We start from the raw sequence: 18,393 nt of genomic DNA, 5'->3' as shown, positions 1-18,393 counted from the left end.
TATTCCATCTTCGCTCTGTCTGCTGCACAAAATTGAATGACATCTCCAAGCAAATACAAGGAAATAAGTAATGCTCACCCATCGAATCACTTGGCCTAAGGCTTTACTCGCGGGCATGGTTGCCATACAGATCTCTGGCTGTAGCGATCCTCAACCTATGGCCGTAGTGGAAAGTAATAACGAGTCATTGCTGCAGTTTGATAACGGTAAACTCATCCAATTTAAGGAAAAACCGAGTCCGCAGTATCGTCATATTCCCTGTGATTTACCCGCAGTAAATACCGTTGTAACAAATGATATGGCAGTGGCTGCTATCACCCCCAATGGTGATGTGGTCACTTGGGGTAATAGCTTTAGTGGCGGCGATAGTCGCGAAGTGACTGCGGAGCTTAAACAGGTTAAACAAGTCGTGCCTGTAAAGGAGGGGTTTGCCGCCCTGCGTGAAGATGGCACTGTGGTGTATTGGGGGCGAGCGGGGAAATTGAGCCTCGACAAAGTCCTGCAAAGTCGAATGACAAACATCACTAAACTCTATGCTAATCGTGAGGCGGTAGCCGCACTCGATGCCAGTGGAAAAGTGCACACTTGGGGTTATGGTCCCGAAGGCGGCAATAGCCAACATGTACAGGATAAACTGTTTGATGTCGTGGATATTTTTGCTGAAGGACGAAGTTTTACTGCTCTTAAAAAAGACGGAAGCACTGTGATTTGGGGGCAAGTTGAACGGTCAACCAATATGAAAAAGCTGCTGCCACAGTTAATGGATGTTGTGAGTGTTGAATATACCCAAGGAACTTATGCCGCTCTAAAAAAGGATGGCAGCGTCGTGACTTGGGGGCAGAGTAGCGATATTTACCCTATTCGCAGTGCGCTACTGGATGTCGCGAGTATTACGTCAAATAGCTGTGCTTTTGCAATCTTAAGTCCAACGGGTGAGGCGCACTTTTGGGGCAATGAAACGAACTGTGGTATCGATTGGCTTAAACAAACGGATATTAAAGGCGTGAACAGTATTGTCAGTGTTGGCACGGGATTTTTGTTGCTGCGTGACAATGCCGTACCGCAAATCCTGGTCGATGATAGTGACTACGCCTATCTATATGGTTTTCACTATGCTCAAGATATTCTCAATCGGTATTGGCAGGAGGGAAGCAAGATCACCCCAGGTTCGGCATCATTTGTATTTACCCGTCCTGACGGCAAAGTCGTGCCAGTAGGTTATAGGGCTAACCTAGACAATGTTGAGAAGCTCATAGCGCGTATTCCACGATTAACTTGGTTAGCGAGGGCGGGTGAGGGGTATGTCGGGATCAGTGAGCAGGGAGAGTGGGTCTCTTGGTCGATGAATAACGAGATGTTCGCCAAATCTCCGCTACCGCCTGCCGATTCGTTGGTGATTAAGCCGCTGGATTTTACCCCTGTTGCCCAATGTGAAACGCCAGAGCAAAGACAGGTGATTCTGAGTCAGGAAAGGCCTAAACCTGAAGTAAAAATGTGGTTATTTAGTGAATAGTACTAACCTTTTTGCCGCTATTGTGCTGATAAACGGGATATTTCCCTGTTATTCAAGCCGTGATAGTGATTATTTCTTTTAAAGTGGCAGTTAATATAACTTTTTGACTGTTTTCAGCGAAGGTTCTTCGTTAGAATGCTGGGTGTTTTCTGTTCAATTTCATGATGTCGTATTAATTATAAGTGCGATACAAGGATGATAAGTATGAAATTAGCATTGTGTTCACCTATTGGATTGTTTCAAGGTGCCAGTGTGTTATTACTCTGCAGCTTAATTGGCTCAGAGCCAGTTCAAGCCACATTAGATATAGCTCGGAGCGAAAGCGGCGCAGCTCATACCCATGTATTGCCGGTATTTGGTCAGCAATTAGGGTTCAATCTGCCTGCGGGCTGGAAGCAGGCTTATCATGAGGAGCAAGCTGGCATGTTTATGGCAGAATATGTGCCTGAGCAGGAAGCATTAACCCAGTGGAGTGCACTATTTTGCGTGCAGGGCTTTAAGGATATGGCCGAGAGTATTAGCCCTGAGCGTTTTTTAGATGCGATGGCCCAGACCTATAAATCGACCTGTGACGGCGAAGTGGTGTACCAGAAGCTCGGCGACACTGAAGTTGATGGACACGAGGGATTTAAAGCTATTTTAGGCTGTACAGCCATGCCCAATATCCACAATGCCACGCAAGTGAATCCCAAAGCCTATGCTTCGATTCCTCAAGGGGAAATTGGCTACTATACGGTTGTTAGTGGTAATAAAGATTTGTATCTACTGCATAAGTCGATGCGAGGTGCCGTTTTTTCTGCCGATAAACCGCCGCTGCAGGCAGATAATAGCCAAGATTTTATCTCCGCTTTAGTCCCATTCTCCTTGAAGTAGACTGTAGACGTTCGCTTGAGTTTGATGGACTTTCATCCGTATAGACGTCTATAATGCGCGCGCTCAGGCTCTATAATGTGCTGAGCCTTAAGGGAGTATCGCTGTTTTATTGATGGCTGTGCCCTATGAATCAAATTTTTAGTCAACCTTCTGAGGTGCTTGCGTGCGAAAGCCGCGAGATAATCGGGAAGCCAGTGAAATTCTGGCACTGCCCCCGCAACGGTAAAAGGTGAGAGAAGACCGCGTTTGATTGGTGTGTTCAAGACAGAACCCGATAGTCAGAATGTTAAAGGTCAGTCTCGCGTTAATTCTATTTTTACGGATTAACATAGCCTAAGTCCGGAGACCGGCCCTAAAGGTGTTTTTGAGATTTCGGTGGGCAGATCTCAAAATGCGATAGTCACTGTCAGTATCTTTTACTGAATGAACTGTATCGTGGCGCTAATGCCTCGTTTTCCTTGCAGGAGTTAAAGGTAAAATGGGAACAAATCCAACAAAAATCGCGCTGCTGATCGGTAGCCTTTGCAGTTTTTCCGTTATCGCGCCCGCTATGGCGGCTGACGCTACCAGCACAGCTAAAGTCGACGAGCATCTTGTCGTGATCGGCCGCTCTGACAATACCCCGTTAAATATTGCCGCGAATGTGAATGTGATTGACGCTGCGGCGATTGAAATGAGCGGTGCCACTAGTGTGACTGAAGTTTTACGCGGTCAAAGTGGTATTCAAATTTCAGATAATAACATCGGTACTAGCTTTGCGATGCGTGGCTTTAGTGCCAGCACTGCTGTGAATAACACGCTGATTTTACTTGATGGTCGTCGCCTCAATAATATCGATATCGCTGCTCCTAGTCTTAATGCCATACCGCTTAACCAAGTCGAGCGCATCGAAATTTTATCGGGTAGTGCGGGTGTGCTTTATGGCGACCAAGCGGTAGGCGGCGTGATCAATATTGTCACTAAATCCCCTGAAAATACTGGTGGTAGCGTGCAGTTATCCGGCGGCAGCTTTGATACCTATGAAGGTCGCGGTGATGTGTCTGGCGCGATCAACAAGGATTGGCGTTACTTTTTCACTGGTAGCTATAACCAAGGTGACAACTACCGCAAGCATAATGCCAATGAAACAGGGTCGATTTTAGGTCGCATTCAATATAAAACGGCCACAGACTCCTTCTTTGTTGAAACTAGCTACTACGACAACGATCGTGAAAATCCGGGCTCGCTGACTGAAAAGCAATTTAAAGATAACCCACGTTACTCTGGTAACGATAAGCAATATTCCCATGAAATGACTACGGCGGCGCGCACGGGTTACCAGCATCAGCTCAATCAAAACTGGGCGCTGGCGGCGGATTTAGATTACAGCGATACCTTAGTGTCATCATTGAACTGGGGACAGAGCCGTAACACACGCTCACTGTTGATGTTTAGTCCTAAAGCGTTAGCGAACTACAGTACGCGTCAAGGTGAGCTAAACCTAGTCACAGGTTTAGACATCAGCCGTGGTAAGGCTGATTTTGACACTATGGCGCGTAGTAATGTACAGCAAATGCAAAGCGCCTATCTACAAGCCACAGTGCCTTTAAGCCATATCTTAAGCTACGTTGTGGGTGGTCGTTATGCGCGGGTGACCGACGAGTTAGTCGATGGTAATGTCTATCCTAATGGCATGGATTTAGACGAAAATGCCCACGCATTTGAACTGGGTTTAAATTACCGTCCAACTGCTGAGCACAGACTTTATGTTCGCGCTGATGATAACTTCCGTTTTGCCAAAGTGGATGAGCAAGCTTATACATCGCCTGGTGTACTTGGCTTAAAGCCGCAGACGGGTCGCTCCTATGAAGCGGGTTGGGATTGGACTCTTGCTAGCCAAACCCTACGAGTGAGCTTATACCGTCTCGATTTAGAAGATGAAATTGTGTATGACTCAAGCGCCACTAAACCTATTGGTGGTAATTTCGATGGCGCAAATGTCAATGCTGACGCTTCACGTCGTTATGGCGCAAGTGCCGATTGGGATTGGCAGGTGACTAAAGCAGTACAACTAGGGCTTGAGTATAACTATATCGATGCCGAATTTACCGACGGTAATAATGATGGCAAGGAGCTGTCTTGGGTGGCAAAACACACGGGGCGCGGATATGTCAGTATGGATTTTGCTGAGCATTTCCAAGTCTTTGCCGAAGCTATCTACACGGGTGATCGCTTTGTGGAAGGTGATAACGGTAATGAAGGCGATAAGCTGGCCAGTTACGTGCTCGGTAATTTAGCCTTGAACTACAACCGTGATGCTTGGCTTGCCAGCCTGCGTATCGATAACCTATTTGATAAAGACTATGTCAGCGCAGGCTATTACGGTGGCCTTTGGGGTGATAGTTATTACTCTGGCCGAGGTCGAGATATTCGTTTAACCCTTGGTTATCGTTTTTAATATCTGACTAAATGAGCGAATTTAGCAGCCTTTAACTCAATATAAAGGCTGCTTTTTTTTGCTATTATTTACTCTTAAATTGTTTATCTTGTTCTTCTTTATTTAGCGGTTTAATACCAAGATAATATTCATAGCTATTTTTATCGCTGTTATCGACAGTCGTCTCATTTTTGCTATTAATTTCTTTCGATGTACTATCTTCTTTATTTGCATACATAGTTAATTTAGGCTTAGTCTGTTTAGACTTAGTCTCCTCTGCAGCAGACACATTCGCTATGCTCTTAATGTCCTCATTATCAGTAGCGGATTTATCTTCTACCTTGCCAAATTTATAGTTAAAAATAGCATTGGTTTCTACTGTTTCAATGGTTGATTTCTTCATGGTTTTGTATATTGCGACAATACCATGTTTACCTAGAGTGACTTCAGGGTGAATTTTCTTACCAGTACCAACCTTAGTGCCATCGACATACCAGTCTGCATCAACGTTACTCGTAAGGGTTATGACCGTGGACTTAAGGCTCAGTTTTTCATTGAGTAATGATTCAATTTTATTGTTATATGACGGCTTAAACGTCATATTAACTTTGTAATGTAGCTCACCATTCATATTCATACTTGCGTCAATAACTTTGTATGATAGTAGTACACTTTTATCACTGAGGAATGGATCTGAATTAATCGTGTTTTTAACAGTATACTTTTCAGTATCTTTTAAACACTCATTTATAGATTGGAATTTTGAGCAGGTCATTGAGCTTTCTAGGTCAACGGACTTAACACTATCAGAACTAGATAGTTCAGTAACAATTCGATTAACAATTTCTTTTTTCAATGTAAAAAGCTGCGCACTTTTTTCTGCACGCTGAGTATTTATAACTTCGTATTGTTTTAGTATATCTTGATAGTTCTCTTTGTTTTTAATTTCGTCTTCTACTGATTTTTTTTCAAGTGAATCAATTTTTTTTACTAAGGTTTCGATTCCTTTGAAATAGTTGATTGGGTCACTTTCTGTTAAAATAGCATTGGGTAATGCCAATATTGCCTTATTATAATTTTCTTTTTCATTTTCAATGTTTATTAATAGTGAATCATAATCATATTCACTTTTCTTATGATTAGATAAGCGATCATTAATAGAGATTAGCAAGTTATCAATTTCAAACTTTTGCTCGATTTGGTTTACTGTTTGGTTTTCGGTTGCAGTTATCAACTCTATGGCATACGAGTTACTTGCACACAAGCACAACAAAGCAATGGTAAATTTACTGTATCTCACGTTTCTCTCCGATATTTTATCTGAAACAGTCAAAACGGCTTACTATTTCGGTGCTTTGAGCAAAAAACTCGACATTTTAACCATGATACTTAAGTTGATTTTTCTTTTCAAATGGATTGTTTGTTTGTTAATTTTGATAAGGATAGGCTTCACTTAATATCAGATTGTGCTTTAATTGTAAAGTGCTGATTATTTTACCTTCTATTGGCAAGATTCACATGATTTTGGTGCTAAATATATTCATTACAGAAGAAGTGTTGCTTAACTTATACTGTGGCATCTGGCAGATAAGTGGTAATGAGACCTAAAAAGTTTACGATTCAGCGGGAATATTTTGTTTTAATTCCTATTTTTGAATTGGTAATGCAATGCGAATAAGAATTGTTGGGCGTTGCTTACCTTCGTTGTATATACTAAATTTGCTTCGTCATTAGATGCTACATACAGGGTAGTCATTTTTTTATTATTATCGTTAGACTAATGTGATACTTAGTACTGAAATTCTTTTAATTTTTGGTATGATATCAAGAGTAACCGAATCATCTTATTGTTAATAAACAGGTGTAAAGTGTCTTATGACTGATCTTGAGCAACAGGTTTTTACTCAAGTTAGAGCTATCATAGCGAACGAAGAGCAAGTGATTGGCCGCAGAGGGATTTTAATTCCACTCAAAAAAGCGATCCTTGCTGAAGGCGACATTCGTAACGTGATCGACATTATCTCGAGCGATCCCGCATTGGCGGCGCACATGCTAATGCGCAGTAATTCCGCACAGGCAGCTGTAGTGGAAAATCATAAAACTCGCTCGTTGAAAGAAGCTTTGATCCGCTTAGGTCAAGTGAATATCTATCGTTATGCCTTTACGTTTTATCTGAAAGAACGCCTCGATGAGCTACCGCAGCCCTATAAAAAGTTAGTCCAAGGTTATTGGAAATTGACTGAAGATATTGCAACTGATGCGGTGGACAGTTTAGCGGAGATGGAAGGTGTCGAGGTTGATGCAGATGAAGTGCAAACCTTGGCCCTGTTCAGTGTGTTCGGCCAAATTATCGCGCTCACGGCATTTGCTTATTTAAATGCTAATGCCGAACAATCATTTCCTTTAAGCGTGATTAAGTCATTGATTGATAATCAACAGCAGACTTTGACCATAGAATCATTCGAAGCGTTAGATTTAGATCAGGACTTACGCCAAGAGTTTATGATTGCCCATAATTTGCGTCAGACCCGCAATTCGAATTCCCCTGGTTTAATCTTGCGCCGTGTATTGTCTATGCGTGGTCTGTTGATGAATCCGCTGTAATATTTCGATGCATTAAATCGCTGTTTGATCCTATGAAATAGTCATTAGATTCATTAAAAAAGCCTGCATCAGCAGGCTTTTTTGTTAGGTTTCACCTGTGTTAATTTGTCTTCTGCTGGCGGGATAAACCTTCACTCGCCACCAGTTGTAACCAATTTTGGATCAAGGCTGAGTTGGCGCTATGGCGGCGATAGGCACCAAATAGAGGACGTTTTAAACCTTCTTGCCCTAGCTTCACTGTGGTGAGGCTTAGGCCATGTCCTTCATTTATCGACCAGTTCGGCAGTGCGGCTATGCCGTCTTTACAGGCGATGCGTTGCAGTAACATTATGGTTAAATCACAGGTTTTCTGCTCACCCGCTTCTATGCCTGCGGGCTCTAAAAAGTGGCGATAGATGTCTAAACGCGTCAGTGGTACGGGATAGCTGATGATCGGTAAATGCGCTAATTGCTTAGGGGTGACATAGGCTTCTTTTGCTAGAGGATGATCTCTAGCAACCACTAACTTCACTTCAAAATCAAACAAATGCTGATAAGCGAGTGAATGCCCAGGCACAGGATCTGAGGTCAGCACTATATCCAGTTCGCCCATTTCTAGGGCATTGAGCGAGTCAAACAAGTGACGGCTCGACAAGTCTAACTCGGCTTGGGGATGTTCTTGTCTAAATTGCTCCATCACAGGCATTAACCAGCGAAAACAGCTGTGACACTCAATGCCGACACGTAAATGATTGGTTTCGGTTTCAAGGCCATTCTTAAGATCTGTCTCGGTTTCTAGCACCTTAGGCAAAATTTCTTCCGCGAGATGAAGCAGACGCGCACCTTCTTGGGTGAATGACAGCGGCTTACTTTTACGCACAAAAATAGGCGAGTTAATCCTTTGCTCCAACTCCTTTATTTGGTGGGAGAGGGCTGATTGAGTGACAAAACGTTTTTTGGCTGCGCCCGCCAAACTGCCACTTTCCTTCAGGGCCATTAAGGTTCGCAGATGTCTTAGTTCGATCATGTTCACTCCAGGTGAATTTCGCTCATGTTGTGCTTGAAATCAATTCGGTTGCTGGAATAGAGACTAACACAATAAACTTCTAGACGTCCAGACGCCCATTGTTATTTATCAAGGCGGAAATACTGAAAAGTGCCAAGAGAACACAATCTGGTGGGTGCAAGTGCCGAATTTGGCTTATCTCAAATAAAGGAAGATAGGGTATGCAATTAAATAGTCTTGGGTTTCCCCGTATCGGGCGTCGACGTGAATTGAAATTTGCCTTAGAAAAATATTGGCGTGGTGAGAGTACTCAAGCCGAATTATGTGAAGTAGCGAGTGAACTGCGCCGTACCCATTGGCAGTGGCAAACCGCAGCGGGCATCGAGCAAGTGCCCGTGGGGGATTTTGCCTTTTACGATCAAGTATTAACCCTGAGTGCGACCTTGAATGCCATCCCTGATCGCCACCGCGGCGAAGGCGCTATCGATCTCGATACCTTATTCCGTGTTGCTCGCGGCAGAGCGCCGACAGGCCAAGATGCGCCAGCCTCTGAAATGACCAAATATTTCAATACTAATTATCATTATCTGGTGCCAGAGCTGACGCAAAACCAAGAGTTTTCGATTGCTTACGAGCAGTTTTTTGATGAAGTCAGCGAAGCGCAAGCGCTAGGCTATAAAGCAAAACCTGTGCTACTCGGCCCTGTTAGTTACTTGCACCTTGCTAAAACTGTGGGTCAAGAGTTCAATAAGTTAAGTTTATTGTCTAATTTATTAACTGCTTATGCTGACATCTTGGCGCGTTTCGCTGCCCAAGGTGTGGAATGGGTACAGTTAGATGAGCCTGTGTTGGCATTAGAGTTAGACACGCAGTGGCAAGCAGCGATAGCAGAGACTTATCAAACGCTAAGCACTGTAAACGTCAAGGTTCTTTTGGCGAGTTATTATGGCGGTATTGTGCATCATCAAGCCCTAGTATCTGCCTTGCCTGTTGCTGGTTTGCACTTAGATTTAGTTACTGCGCCAGAACAACTGGCTGTGTTTGCAAATGCGTTGCGCAGTGAGCAAATTTTGTCGGTGGGCGTGGTTAATGGCCGTAATGTGTGGGCGGCAGAAATCGATTTGATTGCTGAGCGTATTGGCGCAGTGGCGCGTGATTTAGGCGATCGTCTGTGGATTGGCACATCATGTTCATTGCTGCACAGCCCAGTCGATTTAGATGTTGAAGTCAAACTATTACCTGTGCTGCGTAAGCAGTTAGCCTTTGCTAAGCAGAAACTGTTGGAATTGAGTAAAATTCGCCAATTATTGTTGGCGCCTAATTCGGATGAAGCGCAAAAAATCAGTGCTTTTTGTATCGCTCGTCGTCAAGCCAAAGCGCAGGCTGCAGATAAGCAAGTGATTGAGCGTGTTGCGGCATTAACCACTGCGGATTACGAGCGTGTCAGTGATTTCAGCGTACGCCAAAGCGTGCAGCAGCAAAAAAACCGTTTACCCCTGTTACCCACTACGACCATAGGTTCGTTCCCGCAAACACCCGCTATTCGAGGATTACGCAGCCGCTGGCGTAAGGGCGAGATAAGTGATGCTCAGTATACTGAGCAGTTACAGCAAGTGACCCGCGATACTATCGAACGCCAACTAAAACTGGGTATCGACGTACTCGTGCACGGTGAAGCCGAACGTAACGACATGGTGGAATACTTTGGCGAGCAGTTAGCTGGCGTTGGTTTTAGTAAAAATGGCTGGGTACAAAGTTATGGCTCACGTTGTGTTAAGCCACCCTTGATTTACGGCGATGTGAGTCGTCCAAAAGCTATGACAGTCGAGTGGGCTGAGTTTGCCCAGAGTCTTACCGACAAGCCCGTAAAAGGCATGTTGACGGGGCCAGTGACGATTTTGCATTGGTCATTTGCCCGTGAAGATATCAGCCGCGATGCGATTGCGACACAACTGGCGCTGGCTATTCGTGATGAAGTGGTCGATTTACAAAATGCGGGGATTGGCATTATTCAAATCGATGAACCTGCCTTCCGTGAAGGTCTGCCATTGAAGCAAAGTGAGTGGCAAGCCTATTTAGATTGGGCGGTGAATGCCTTTAAACTCAGCGCTGCTGGCGTGACTGATGAGATTCAAATCCACACCCACATGTGTTACAGCGAGTTTAATGACACGATTGCCGCGATTGCAGCCATGGATGCCGACGTGATCACAATCGAGACTTCGCGTTCACGGATGGAATTACTCAACGCCTTTGAAGATTTTGAATATCCAAATGAAATCGGCCCCGGAGTGTATGACATTCACTCACCAAACACTCCAAGTGTGGAGACCATGGTGCAGTTAATCGAGAAAGCCGCGCAGAAAGTACCTGTGCGTCAACTGTGGGTCAACCCAGATTGTGGCCTAAAAACCCGTACTTGGGATGAAGTCGAACCTGCACTGAAAAACATGGTCGATGCTACCCGCGAACTGCGTCGCCGCCTTGGATAGGATTTATGCTTGAGTGAGAGTTTTTAACTGAGCTTATTGAGCTTACGGAGTAAAATGACAACGGATGCTTATGCATCCGTTGTCATTTCTTTTTTGCGAATAAGGGAAACGCGAAGGTCGGTTGGTAATGTTTAATATCAAGGTTCAATAGACGTGCTGAGCTAATAACGACTCTTGCTTTATGATTATTAATCAGTGGTATAGGCATTGATTGTATAAGGCGCCTTAAGCATCTCGCGGTAAACCCTTTTCGATAATACGCACCATGCGTTCGGTTTTGCGGCGCGCTTTTTGCTGCTCAGTTGCGGCGGTGTCGGCAAGGCGCGATTGCTGAGCATTGAGCGCCCATTCGATATGTTCACGCACTATCTCATCGATATCTTCGTTGTCCTTGCGGGCGTTAAGTGCGGCAATAATGCTTGGGCTTGCGGGGGCGTTACCCAGCGCGACTGCGATATTACGTAGCCAGCGTTTATGGCCAATTCGGCGAATGGCGCTGCCTTCGGTTTGCTTTAGAAATTCGGCCTCGCTCCAAGCAAAAAGGCTGAGAAGGTCGGGCTGCTTTAACTGAGGGCGAATATGGAAATCGGTTTCTGCTGTGAGTGGCGCTTGGCGATTGATGGGGCACACGAGCTGACAATCATCACAGCCATAGATGCGATTGCCCATAAGTGGCCTAAATTCTTCAGGAATAGCGCCTTGCAGCTCGATGGTGAGATAGGAAATACAGCGTCTGCCATCGACCACATAGGGTTCTACGATTGCACCTGTTGGGCAGGAAGTGATGCAGGCGACGCAACTGTTACAGCCTTCTTGAATGGGAATATCCACAGGTAGAGGCAAATTGATCAGTAGCTCACCTAAAAAGAACCAACTACCCGCCTCATGGTTGAGTATGAGTGAGTGTTTACCTGTCCAGCCGATACCGGCTTTTTCGGCTAATGGGCGCTCGAGCACGGGCGCTGAGTCGACGAAGGGACGGAAATCGGTGGCATCGAAACCGAGCGCAACTAACTCTGCACTGATTTGATCCCCCAGCTTTTTAAGCCGAGCGCGGATCAACTTGTGATAGTCGCGGCCACCCGCATAACGGGAGATATAACCTAAGTTGGGATCGGTGAGATTAGTGGCAAAGCCAGCTTCGGGTGGTAAATAGTCCATCCGTACGGATATCACTCGCACTGTGCCCGGATGTAATTCCTGCGGGCGAGCTCGCATCATGCCATGGGTTGCCATATACGCCATTTCGCCATGAAACCCTTTGTCCAGCCACGCTTGGAGTTTGGCTTCTTCAGCCGTTAAATCCGTATCGCAAATGCCAACCTGCGCAAATCCGAGTGCTTTTCCCCACGTTTTTATTTGCAGCGCAAGCCGCGACAGTGTGCTGGCATAGGATTGGTTGGGGATTTGATTGGCTAAAGTCGACATGGATTCATTGCAGTGAGGCTCTTGGCTAGGTGGCAATATGATAGCAAGTTTTCACTTGTTACGGACGAGTTTACTCAGTGAGCATGAATGAGAGGCTATTTTCTTTGGGCATATGTTTATTTGCAGCAGGGATTGAGTCTATGATTAGGTTTAATGTTTCCCGTTTGGTATCCGTATGCTGAGTGCGTTTCCCCTTAGGGCGTGTTTTCTTGCGATGAGCTTATTAGGCCTGATGCCTAATCTTGTTTTTGCGGTGCCAGACAAGTTGAAATTGGTGACCGAAGCTTGGCCTCCAATGAGTTACGAGCAAGATGGCGTTCCCCAAGGTTTTGCGGTGGACTTAGTCAATACCTTGCAATCGAGACTGGGCCAGAGTGAAAAAATTGATGTGTTACCTTGGGCACGGGCGTATTCGATTGCCAATACTTCGGCGAATGTCTTACTTTTTGCGACGTCTATTAATGACGAGCGTGAAGATCATTTCGATTTTATCGGCCCGATTGCAACCAGCAAAATTGCTTTGTATGCGAGGTCGGCAGATCCCATAGTGCTCGAGCAACTTGCTGAACTGCAATCTAAAGATATTGTCGGGGTTTATCGAGAATCCGCTGGAGCACAGCTGTTACAACAAGCGGGTGTCGATAACTTACTGGTGGCGAGTTTTCCACAGCAATCGGCAAAGCAGTTACTGTTTTCTCGAATTCGTTTCTGGTGCCAAGCGGATCTTGCGGTTAAGCAGATATTAGAAGAGGTTGGCGCAAGTGAGACCGATATACGCCAAGTGTATGTCGTATCTGAGATTAATCTGTACTTAGCTTTTTCTAAAGGGACCTCGGCGGTCACAGTCACGAGTTGGCAAACAGAGCTTGAGAAAATGAAAGACTCAGGGGAATTTAGTCGTTTATATCAGACATGGTTTGGTGCTCTGCCACCGCCCTTACAGCATCAAGTGTTTTGGCATAAAAGTGTTTAACTCTCTCTCGCAGCCTCATTTTTGGCGGCTTTAACACAATTTCTTCCCGCATTTTTAGCCTCATAAAGAGCGTCGTCAGCCCGTTTCAGTAGACTGGCAAAGTCTTTGTCTTGATAGGTGTTGTCACTATTGGGCTGCGGCGCTAAGGTGTGCGACACCTGCACTAACGGTCAATTTGAGTTCAGCCGGTAAATCCTCAGCGCCTAGACGACTAATTTGAGCTTGCAACTGATGGGCAAGTTCACAAGCACGTTCAGCATCTGTGTTGGGTAAGAGAATTAAAAACTCTTCACCACCGATACGGCCAATAAGATCTTTATTACCCGTTAGGGCTTGACTTGCGCTTGCGATCGTCAGTAAGGCGCGATCGCCCAGCTCATGGCCGAAGTTATCGTTAATTTTCTTGAAGTGGTCCGCATCAAAGATAATCACCGAAAAAGGGCTTTGTTGTTTTAAGGCTTGCTGAAAATACTGTGCGGCTTGGGCATAAATATGCCGACGATTAGGGAGCTTGGTGAGGTAATCGGTGAGGGCTATGACCTGTAATTGGCGATTTCTCTGCACTTGTTTATACGCAAATATCGACACTATTGTTAGGATAAAGCCCGTCAATAATAAAATGATGTGTTGCAATGACTTATTCTTCTCAAGCAGCGCGAGTTCTTGTTCTTTAAGGTTTTGGTTTTCAATCAAGCGCTGATTTTCAGATTCAATCCTAGTGGTGTCAAACTTCATTTTTAATTCTGTGGTTTGATGAGAGAAGGAGTTGTCATCGACTTTTTTGGTGAGGGCGACAAATTCCTGCAGTGCGCCATAGGCCGCAGGTAAATTATTCATCGCCGCATAGACATCACTTTTCAGCTGTAATAGTTGGGTGAGTCCCCGATCATTTTACAGAGTTCGAAAGGCTTTTTCCCCTTGTTCGAGTTCGGTAAGCGCTTCTTTATAACGTGCTTGTTGAAACTTGATATTGGCCGTAAAGAGTTTCATAAAGCTATAAGCGGCATAATCTTTTTCGCTAATCACAGCTGCGGCTTCAGTTAAATATTTTTCCGCTTCATTAAGACGATGGAGTTTGATTAAGCTAAAGGCAATGTCCGTCGCCATAGTGGCGGCCACTTTTTCTAGCTGATGTTCCTTAAAGTATTGATAGCTGAGCAAGAAGTGATCAATAGCTTGTTGATGTTCACCCAGTTCATCTAAAGCCAGACCTATTTCTGAGGTGACATACATTGCCTGCTCTTGGTTATTGTTCTTTAAATAGAGTGCTTTGAGTTTATTGTAGTAACGGATTGCACTTTGGGGATCGCCATAACGTCTAAAGCTGGTGGCCATATCGGCAAGATTGATGTTAGCCCAGCCGGTTAAATTCAGTGACTCGTAGAGATCTTGTGCAGTTATCAGATCGTCTAATGCCGCAGAAAAATCGCCAATATAGGAATACAGAGCGCCGCGAAGGCTGCGTGAGTCGGCAATGAGTTTAAGATCCTCATGCTCATAGGCACGCTTAACGCTGAGGTTATAGCCTTCCATTGCGCTATCTACATCACCATTTAACTGCAAAAACCAAGAATGACAAAGCATGAGGTCGGTGATGAAATGCGCGGAAGCCGTTGGTGGAATAAGGGTGAGTGTTTGACTCGTATTCTTAACTGCCTGTGCTATGTCTGTATCCGTTTCGGCACTTTGATCCCAGCATTTTAGTAGCTGTAGCTTTTCATTGCGGAGTACATCGTCGGTTGCAATCAGTTTGCTCAATAACGCAAGATCGCTGTTAATTGCTTCGCGGGTCATGGGTTCACCGCTTTCAAATCTCTCAAATATTTTATCAACCTGAGTCTTTTCTTCTGCCATAGCGAGACTGAGCGGCAGTAAGAGCAGCAACAAGGTACATGATAAGTATCGGAATGGACGTAGCAAAAAAAGTTTCCTGTTCGCATTAAAATCAATAGCTAATAATCAGCTTAGCATAACTTGTTTGTTCATTTTGAATATAGATGTATCGCAATTTTGCATTCGGCTAGCTATCAAGGTATAAACTTCGCCTTGGAAATCATCCTAAAAAAGGAATCACCCTTGAAAAAATTACTTTGTGCTGCCCTACTCATGATGAGCGGCACTAGCTGGGCGGGCTCAGATTTAGAAACCTCGGGCGATGTATTGCATTTATTGCTCCCCGCAACGGCAATGGGTGCGACGTTATTTTATGAAGACGGTTACGACGGTAGTTGGCAGTTAATTCAGGCGGCAGTATCGAGTCGATTAATTGTTGAAGGCCTAAAATATGGCGTGAGTAAAGACAGACCCGACGGTAGTGGCGATGATTCGTTCCCATCGGGTCATACCTCTGACAGCTTTATGGCGGCGACGTTTATTCAGCAACGTTATGGCTGGCAGTATGGTTTACCCGCCTATGTCGCGGCATCGTATGTTGGCTATACCCGAGTGGAGAGCGATCAACATTACCTAGAAGACGTGTTAGCGGGTGCTGCAATTGGCGCACTAGCGGGTTGGTATTTTACTCAGCCCTATGAAGGAATTACTGTCACACCGATAGCAGGTAACGGCGTTTATGGTTTATATGTGAGTGGTCAGTTTTAAGTCTATTTTTTGAATGAATGTTAATCGAGATTTTTTATGAGTGAATTATCAGCTGTTTACCGTGAAACTGCCGAGCAGATTTCTTACAATGTTGCGAATAAAGTGCTGCCAATGGCAAAACTTCCGGATGGATTATTGGCTGCATATCAAAGCCTGTGCGCTGAACTGTTGGAAGACAGAGAGGGCAAATTTAGCCAAGCTTGGGCATCTTTGCCTGCTAGCGCGCGTAATCTTATGGAGCAAGCCGCATTCCACGGTTTTTATATTGCGAATGCTTGGTTGCAGTTGAGCCGTGTTGCCCAAGAGATTTCTGAGCAGGCCGATACCGATGGTGAGATCCAAGAGCAAGAATATAACGGTATCTTCACCCGTTTAGCCGATGAGTCGCTCAAAGAAAGTCTACGTAAGTTGAAGAAAGCACGTACCGATCGCTCTATGCTCAATAGCTTTAAACAGGTGATGGCGCCTTAGTTTTTATTGAAATAAGCGCTGAGTCTGAAAATCAAAAAGCCCGTCACTTTGCAGTGACGGGCTTTTTGCTGGTACAAACGTTGAGTTAAAGCTGCTTGCCACGACTTAAATCGCGGCAACGCTATGTTTAGAACGAAGTGCGTTTGTAGCGGCGATATTCTGGACTCCAGAAATTGCCTTCAATTGATTGTTGTAAGATTTCATCGCTCATTGGCAGCGTTAAACCTTGTTCAACTGCGACTTTACCTACGGCGAAAGCAATGTGCTTGCTGACCGCGTGGATATCTTCAAGTTTCGGCAATAATGGGCCGCTACCGTCGATTGCCAGTGGCGAGCATTCTGCAAGTGCGCGGCTTGAGGCCATTAACATGGCATCGGAAACGTGGCGGGCACCAGAGGCTAAAACACCTAAGCCAATACCTGGGAAGATAAAGCTGTTGTTACACTGGGCAATCTCATAGGTTTCACCATCGACCACAACTGGCTCGAACGGGCTACCCGTGGCGACTAATGCTTGACCTGAAGTCCAATGCAAAATGTCTTTTGGTGTCGCTTCAACACGGCTGGTTGGGTTAGACAGTGGGAAAATAATCGGGCGGGCACAATGGCTGTGCATAGCGCGAATAATTTCTTCGGTGAATAGACCCGGTACGCCAGACACGCCAATCAGCACGGTCGGCTTAGTGTTGTTAACCACATCCAATAGCGAAATATTGTCGCTGAAATTACTCCAGTTTTGGATATTGGTGCATTTCTGCGCCAATTTTTGCTGGAATGGCAACAGGTTAGGCATGTTGTCTAACAATAAGCCCCAACGGTCAACCATGCACACTTGAGTGCGAGCTTGCTCGTCGCTGATCCCTTCGGACACCATTTGCGCCACGATAGCTTCGGCGATACCGCAACCCGCGCTACCTGCACCAAGGAAGGCAATACGTTGTTGATTTAATTCAGTGCCTGCAGCTTTACAAGCGGCTAGCAATGAACCGACGGCAACGGCAGCGGTACCTTGAATATCATCGTTAAAGCAGCAATAGCGATCTTTATAACGCTCTAAGATCGGCATGGCGTTCTTTTGGGCAAAGTCTTCGAACTGGAGCAAAGTGTCTGGCCAACGCACATGTACAGCTTGCATAAAGGCTTCGATAAACTCGGCGTATTCTTCGCCACCGATGCGCGGATGGCGCCAGCCCATATACATAGGATCTTCTAACAACTGCGGATTATCTGTGCCTACGTCTAATGTAATAGGCAGAGTATAAGCCGGGCTGATGCCACCACAGCTAGTGTAGAGTGACAACTTACCGATAGGGATCCCCATGCCGCCAATACCTTGATCGCCAAGGCCTAAAATACGTTCGCCGTCGGTAACAACGATGATTTTAACTTTTTGGCGAGTCGAGTTATTGAGAATGTCATCGATCCTATCTTTGTTCGGATAAGAGATAAACAAACCACGGTTGCGGCGATAGTTTTTCGAGAAACGTTCACAAGCCAAACCTACCGTCGGCGTATAGATGATGGGCATCATCTCGCTGATGTTATTTTGCACTAGACGATAAAATAAGGTCTCGTTAGTGTCTTGGATATTACGTAGGTAAATATGCTTGTCTAAGTCGTTGTTGAAACTTCTAAATTGATCGTAGGCGCGGGAAGCTTGCTCCTCAATCGTTTCAATGGCATAGGGAACTAAGCCTTCGAGGTTAAAGAAAATACGCTCTTCTTCAGAAAATGCACTGCCCTTGTTAATCAGTGGGGCTTCAAGAATGGCAGGTCCTGCAAACGGAAGATAGAGGGGGCGTTTATTATCGTCCATGGGTAACCTTTTGAGTTATTGTTTAAGTGGTCAATACGTGCTGTAAGTCACGTAAGGTTATCATGAAATGTGATCTTTGTTGTCCGTGGAACGAGGTATTTGTGGTTTTTTTTGCAGCAGTAAAAAAGTCCGCTGTTTTAAACAGGATTTATGAGGTACTTCAGATGGAATTGTTATGCTGTTGTTTATGCCTAAGCAACTTTAGGTATAGCTAAATCGGA

General features: G+C 45.0%; 12 protein-coding genes, 1 pseudogene and 1 riboswitch. Of the genes and pseudogenes, 8 read left to right on the top strand and 5 right to left on the bottom strand.

The window, feature by feature from the left end; genetic code table 11:
• Positions 1-70 precede the first annotated feature (70 nt).
• The 3 genes from NE536_RS17445 (at position 71) to NE536_RS17435 (ending at position 4,823) form a co-directional block, all read left to right on the top strand.
• Positions 71-1,513: an RCC1 domain-containing protein gene (locus tag NE536_RS17445; RefSeq protein ID WP_261273476.1), complete on the top strand. Its 1,443-nt coding sequence runs from the start codon at positions 71-73 to the stop codon at positions 1,511-1,513.
• Positions 1,514-1,717: 204 nt separating this feature from the next.
• Entirely contained in the window at positions 1,718-2,386 is a 669-nt protein-coding gene (locus tag NE536_RS17440) for a hypothetical protein (protein ID WP_261273475.1), read from the top strand.
• A gap of 136 nt (positions 2,387-2,522) precedes the next feature.
• A riboswitch (cobalamin riboswitch) is annotated at positions 2,523-2,755 on the top strand.
• A 109-nt stretch (positions 2,756-2,864) separates the two neighbouring features.
• Positions 2,865-4,823: a TonB-dependent receptor gene (locus tag NE536_RS17435; protein WP_261273474.1), complete on the top strand. Its 1,959-nt coding sequence runs from the start codon at positions 2,865-2,867 to the stop codon at positions 4,821-4,823.
• 64 nt (positions 4,824-4,887) lie between these two features.
• On the opposite strand, the gene NE536_RS17430 is transcribed toward NE536_RS17435, so the two are convergent.
• On the bottom strand, positions 4,888-6,102 hold the full coding sequence (locus tag NE536_RS17430; RefSeq protein ID WP_261273473.1) for a hypothetical protein: 1,215 nt from the start codon (positions 6,100-6,102) through the stop codon (positions 4,888-4,890).
• Between the two features lie 575 nt (positions 6,103-6,677).
• Between NE536_RS17430 and NE536_RS17425 the strand changes: the two genes are divergently transcribed.
• Complete coding sequence (locus tag NE536_RS17425) at positions 6,678-7,406, top strand: HDOD domain-containing protein (RefSeq protein ID WP_226058180.1); 729 nt, start codon at positions 6,678-6,680, stop codon at positions 7,404-7,406.
• Positions 7,407-7,506: 100 nt separating this feature from the next.
• On the opposite strand, the gene NE536_RS17420 is transcribed toward NE536_RS17425, so the two are convergent.
• The gene (locus NE536_RS17420) at positions 7,507-8,412 is read right to left on the bottom strand and encodes a LysR family transcriptional regulator (protein ID WP_261273472.1); all 906 of its coding nucleotides are present in this window, start codon (positions 8,410-8,412) and stop codon (positions 7,507-7,509) included.
• Positions 8,413-8,612: 200 nt separating this feature from the next.
• Between NE536_RS17420 and metE the strand changes: the two genes are divergently transcribed.
• Positions 8,613-10,883 carry a 5-methyltetrahydropteroyltriglutamate--homocysteine S-methyltransferase gene (metE, locus tag NE536_RS17415; protein WP_261273471.1) on the top strand — a complete coding sequence of 757 codons (2,271 nt, stop codon included), beginning with the start codon at positions 8,613-8,615 and terminating at the stop codon, positions 10,881-10,883.
• Positions 10,884-11,108: 225 nt separating this feature from the next.
• Here the strand turns inward: metE and queG are convergent, their stop codons facing one another.
• Positions 11,109-12,311, bottom strand: a complete 1,203-nt coding sequence (gene queG, locus NE536_RS17410; protein WP_261273470.1) for a tRNA epoxyqueuosine(34) reductase QueG — start codon at positions 12,309-12,311, stop codon at positions 11,109-11,111.
• Positions 12,312-12,486: 175 nt separating this feature from the next.
• On the opposite strand from queG, the gene NE536_RS17405 reads away from it, so the two are divergent.
• Positions 12,487-13,284, top strand: a complete 798-nt coding sequence (locus NE536_RS17405; RefSeq protein WP_261273469.1) for a substrate-binding periplasmic protein — start codon at positions 12,487-12,489, stop codon at positions 13,282-13,284.
• Here NE536_RS17405 and NE536_RS22995 read toward each other — a convergent pair.
• Positions 13,281-15,204: pseudogene (locus tag NE536_RS22995) on the bottom strand (diguanylate cyclase). The gene NE536_RS17405 and the pseudogene NE536_RS22995 overlap by 4 nt on opposite strands.
• Positions 15,205-15,360: 156 nt before the next feature.
• Between NE536_RS22995 and NE536_RS17390 the strand changes: the two are divergent.
• Positions 15,361-15,885, top strand: coding sequence for a phosphatase PAP2 family protein (locus tag NE536_RS17390; protein WP_261273466.1), 525 nt, complete (start codon positions 15,361-15,363; stop codon positions 15,883-15,885).
• 36 nt (positions 15,886-15,921) lie between these two features.
• Positions 15,922-16,356, top strand: a complete 435-nt coding sequence (locus NE536_RS17385) for a DUF3069 domain-containing protein (protein WP_006084096.1) — start codon at positions 15,922-15,924, stop codon at positions 16,354-16,356.
• Positions 16,357-16,483: 127 nt separating this feature from the next.
• Here NE536_RS17385 and NE536_RS17380 read toward each other — a convergent pair whose 3' ends face one another.
• Positions 16,484-18,172 carry an NAD-dependent malic enzyme gene (locus NE536_RS17380; RefSeq protein ID WP_261273465.1) on the bottom strand — a complete coding sequence of 563 codons (1,689 nt, stop codon included), beginning with the start codon at positions 18,170-18,172 and terminating at the stop codon, positions 16,484-16,486.
• Between the last annotated feature and the right edge of the window lie 221 nt (positions 18,173-18,393).

This window comes from Shewanella septentrionalis (assembly GCF_025370265.1).
Taxonomy (GTDB): domain Bacteria; phylum Pseudomonadota; class Gammaproteobacteria; order Enterobacterales; family Shewanellaceae; genus Shewanella; species Shewanella hafniensis.
This window is presented reverse-complemented; position numbering and strand designations above follow the sequence as displayed.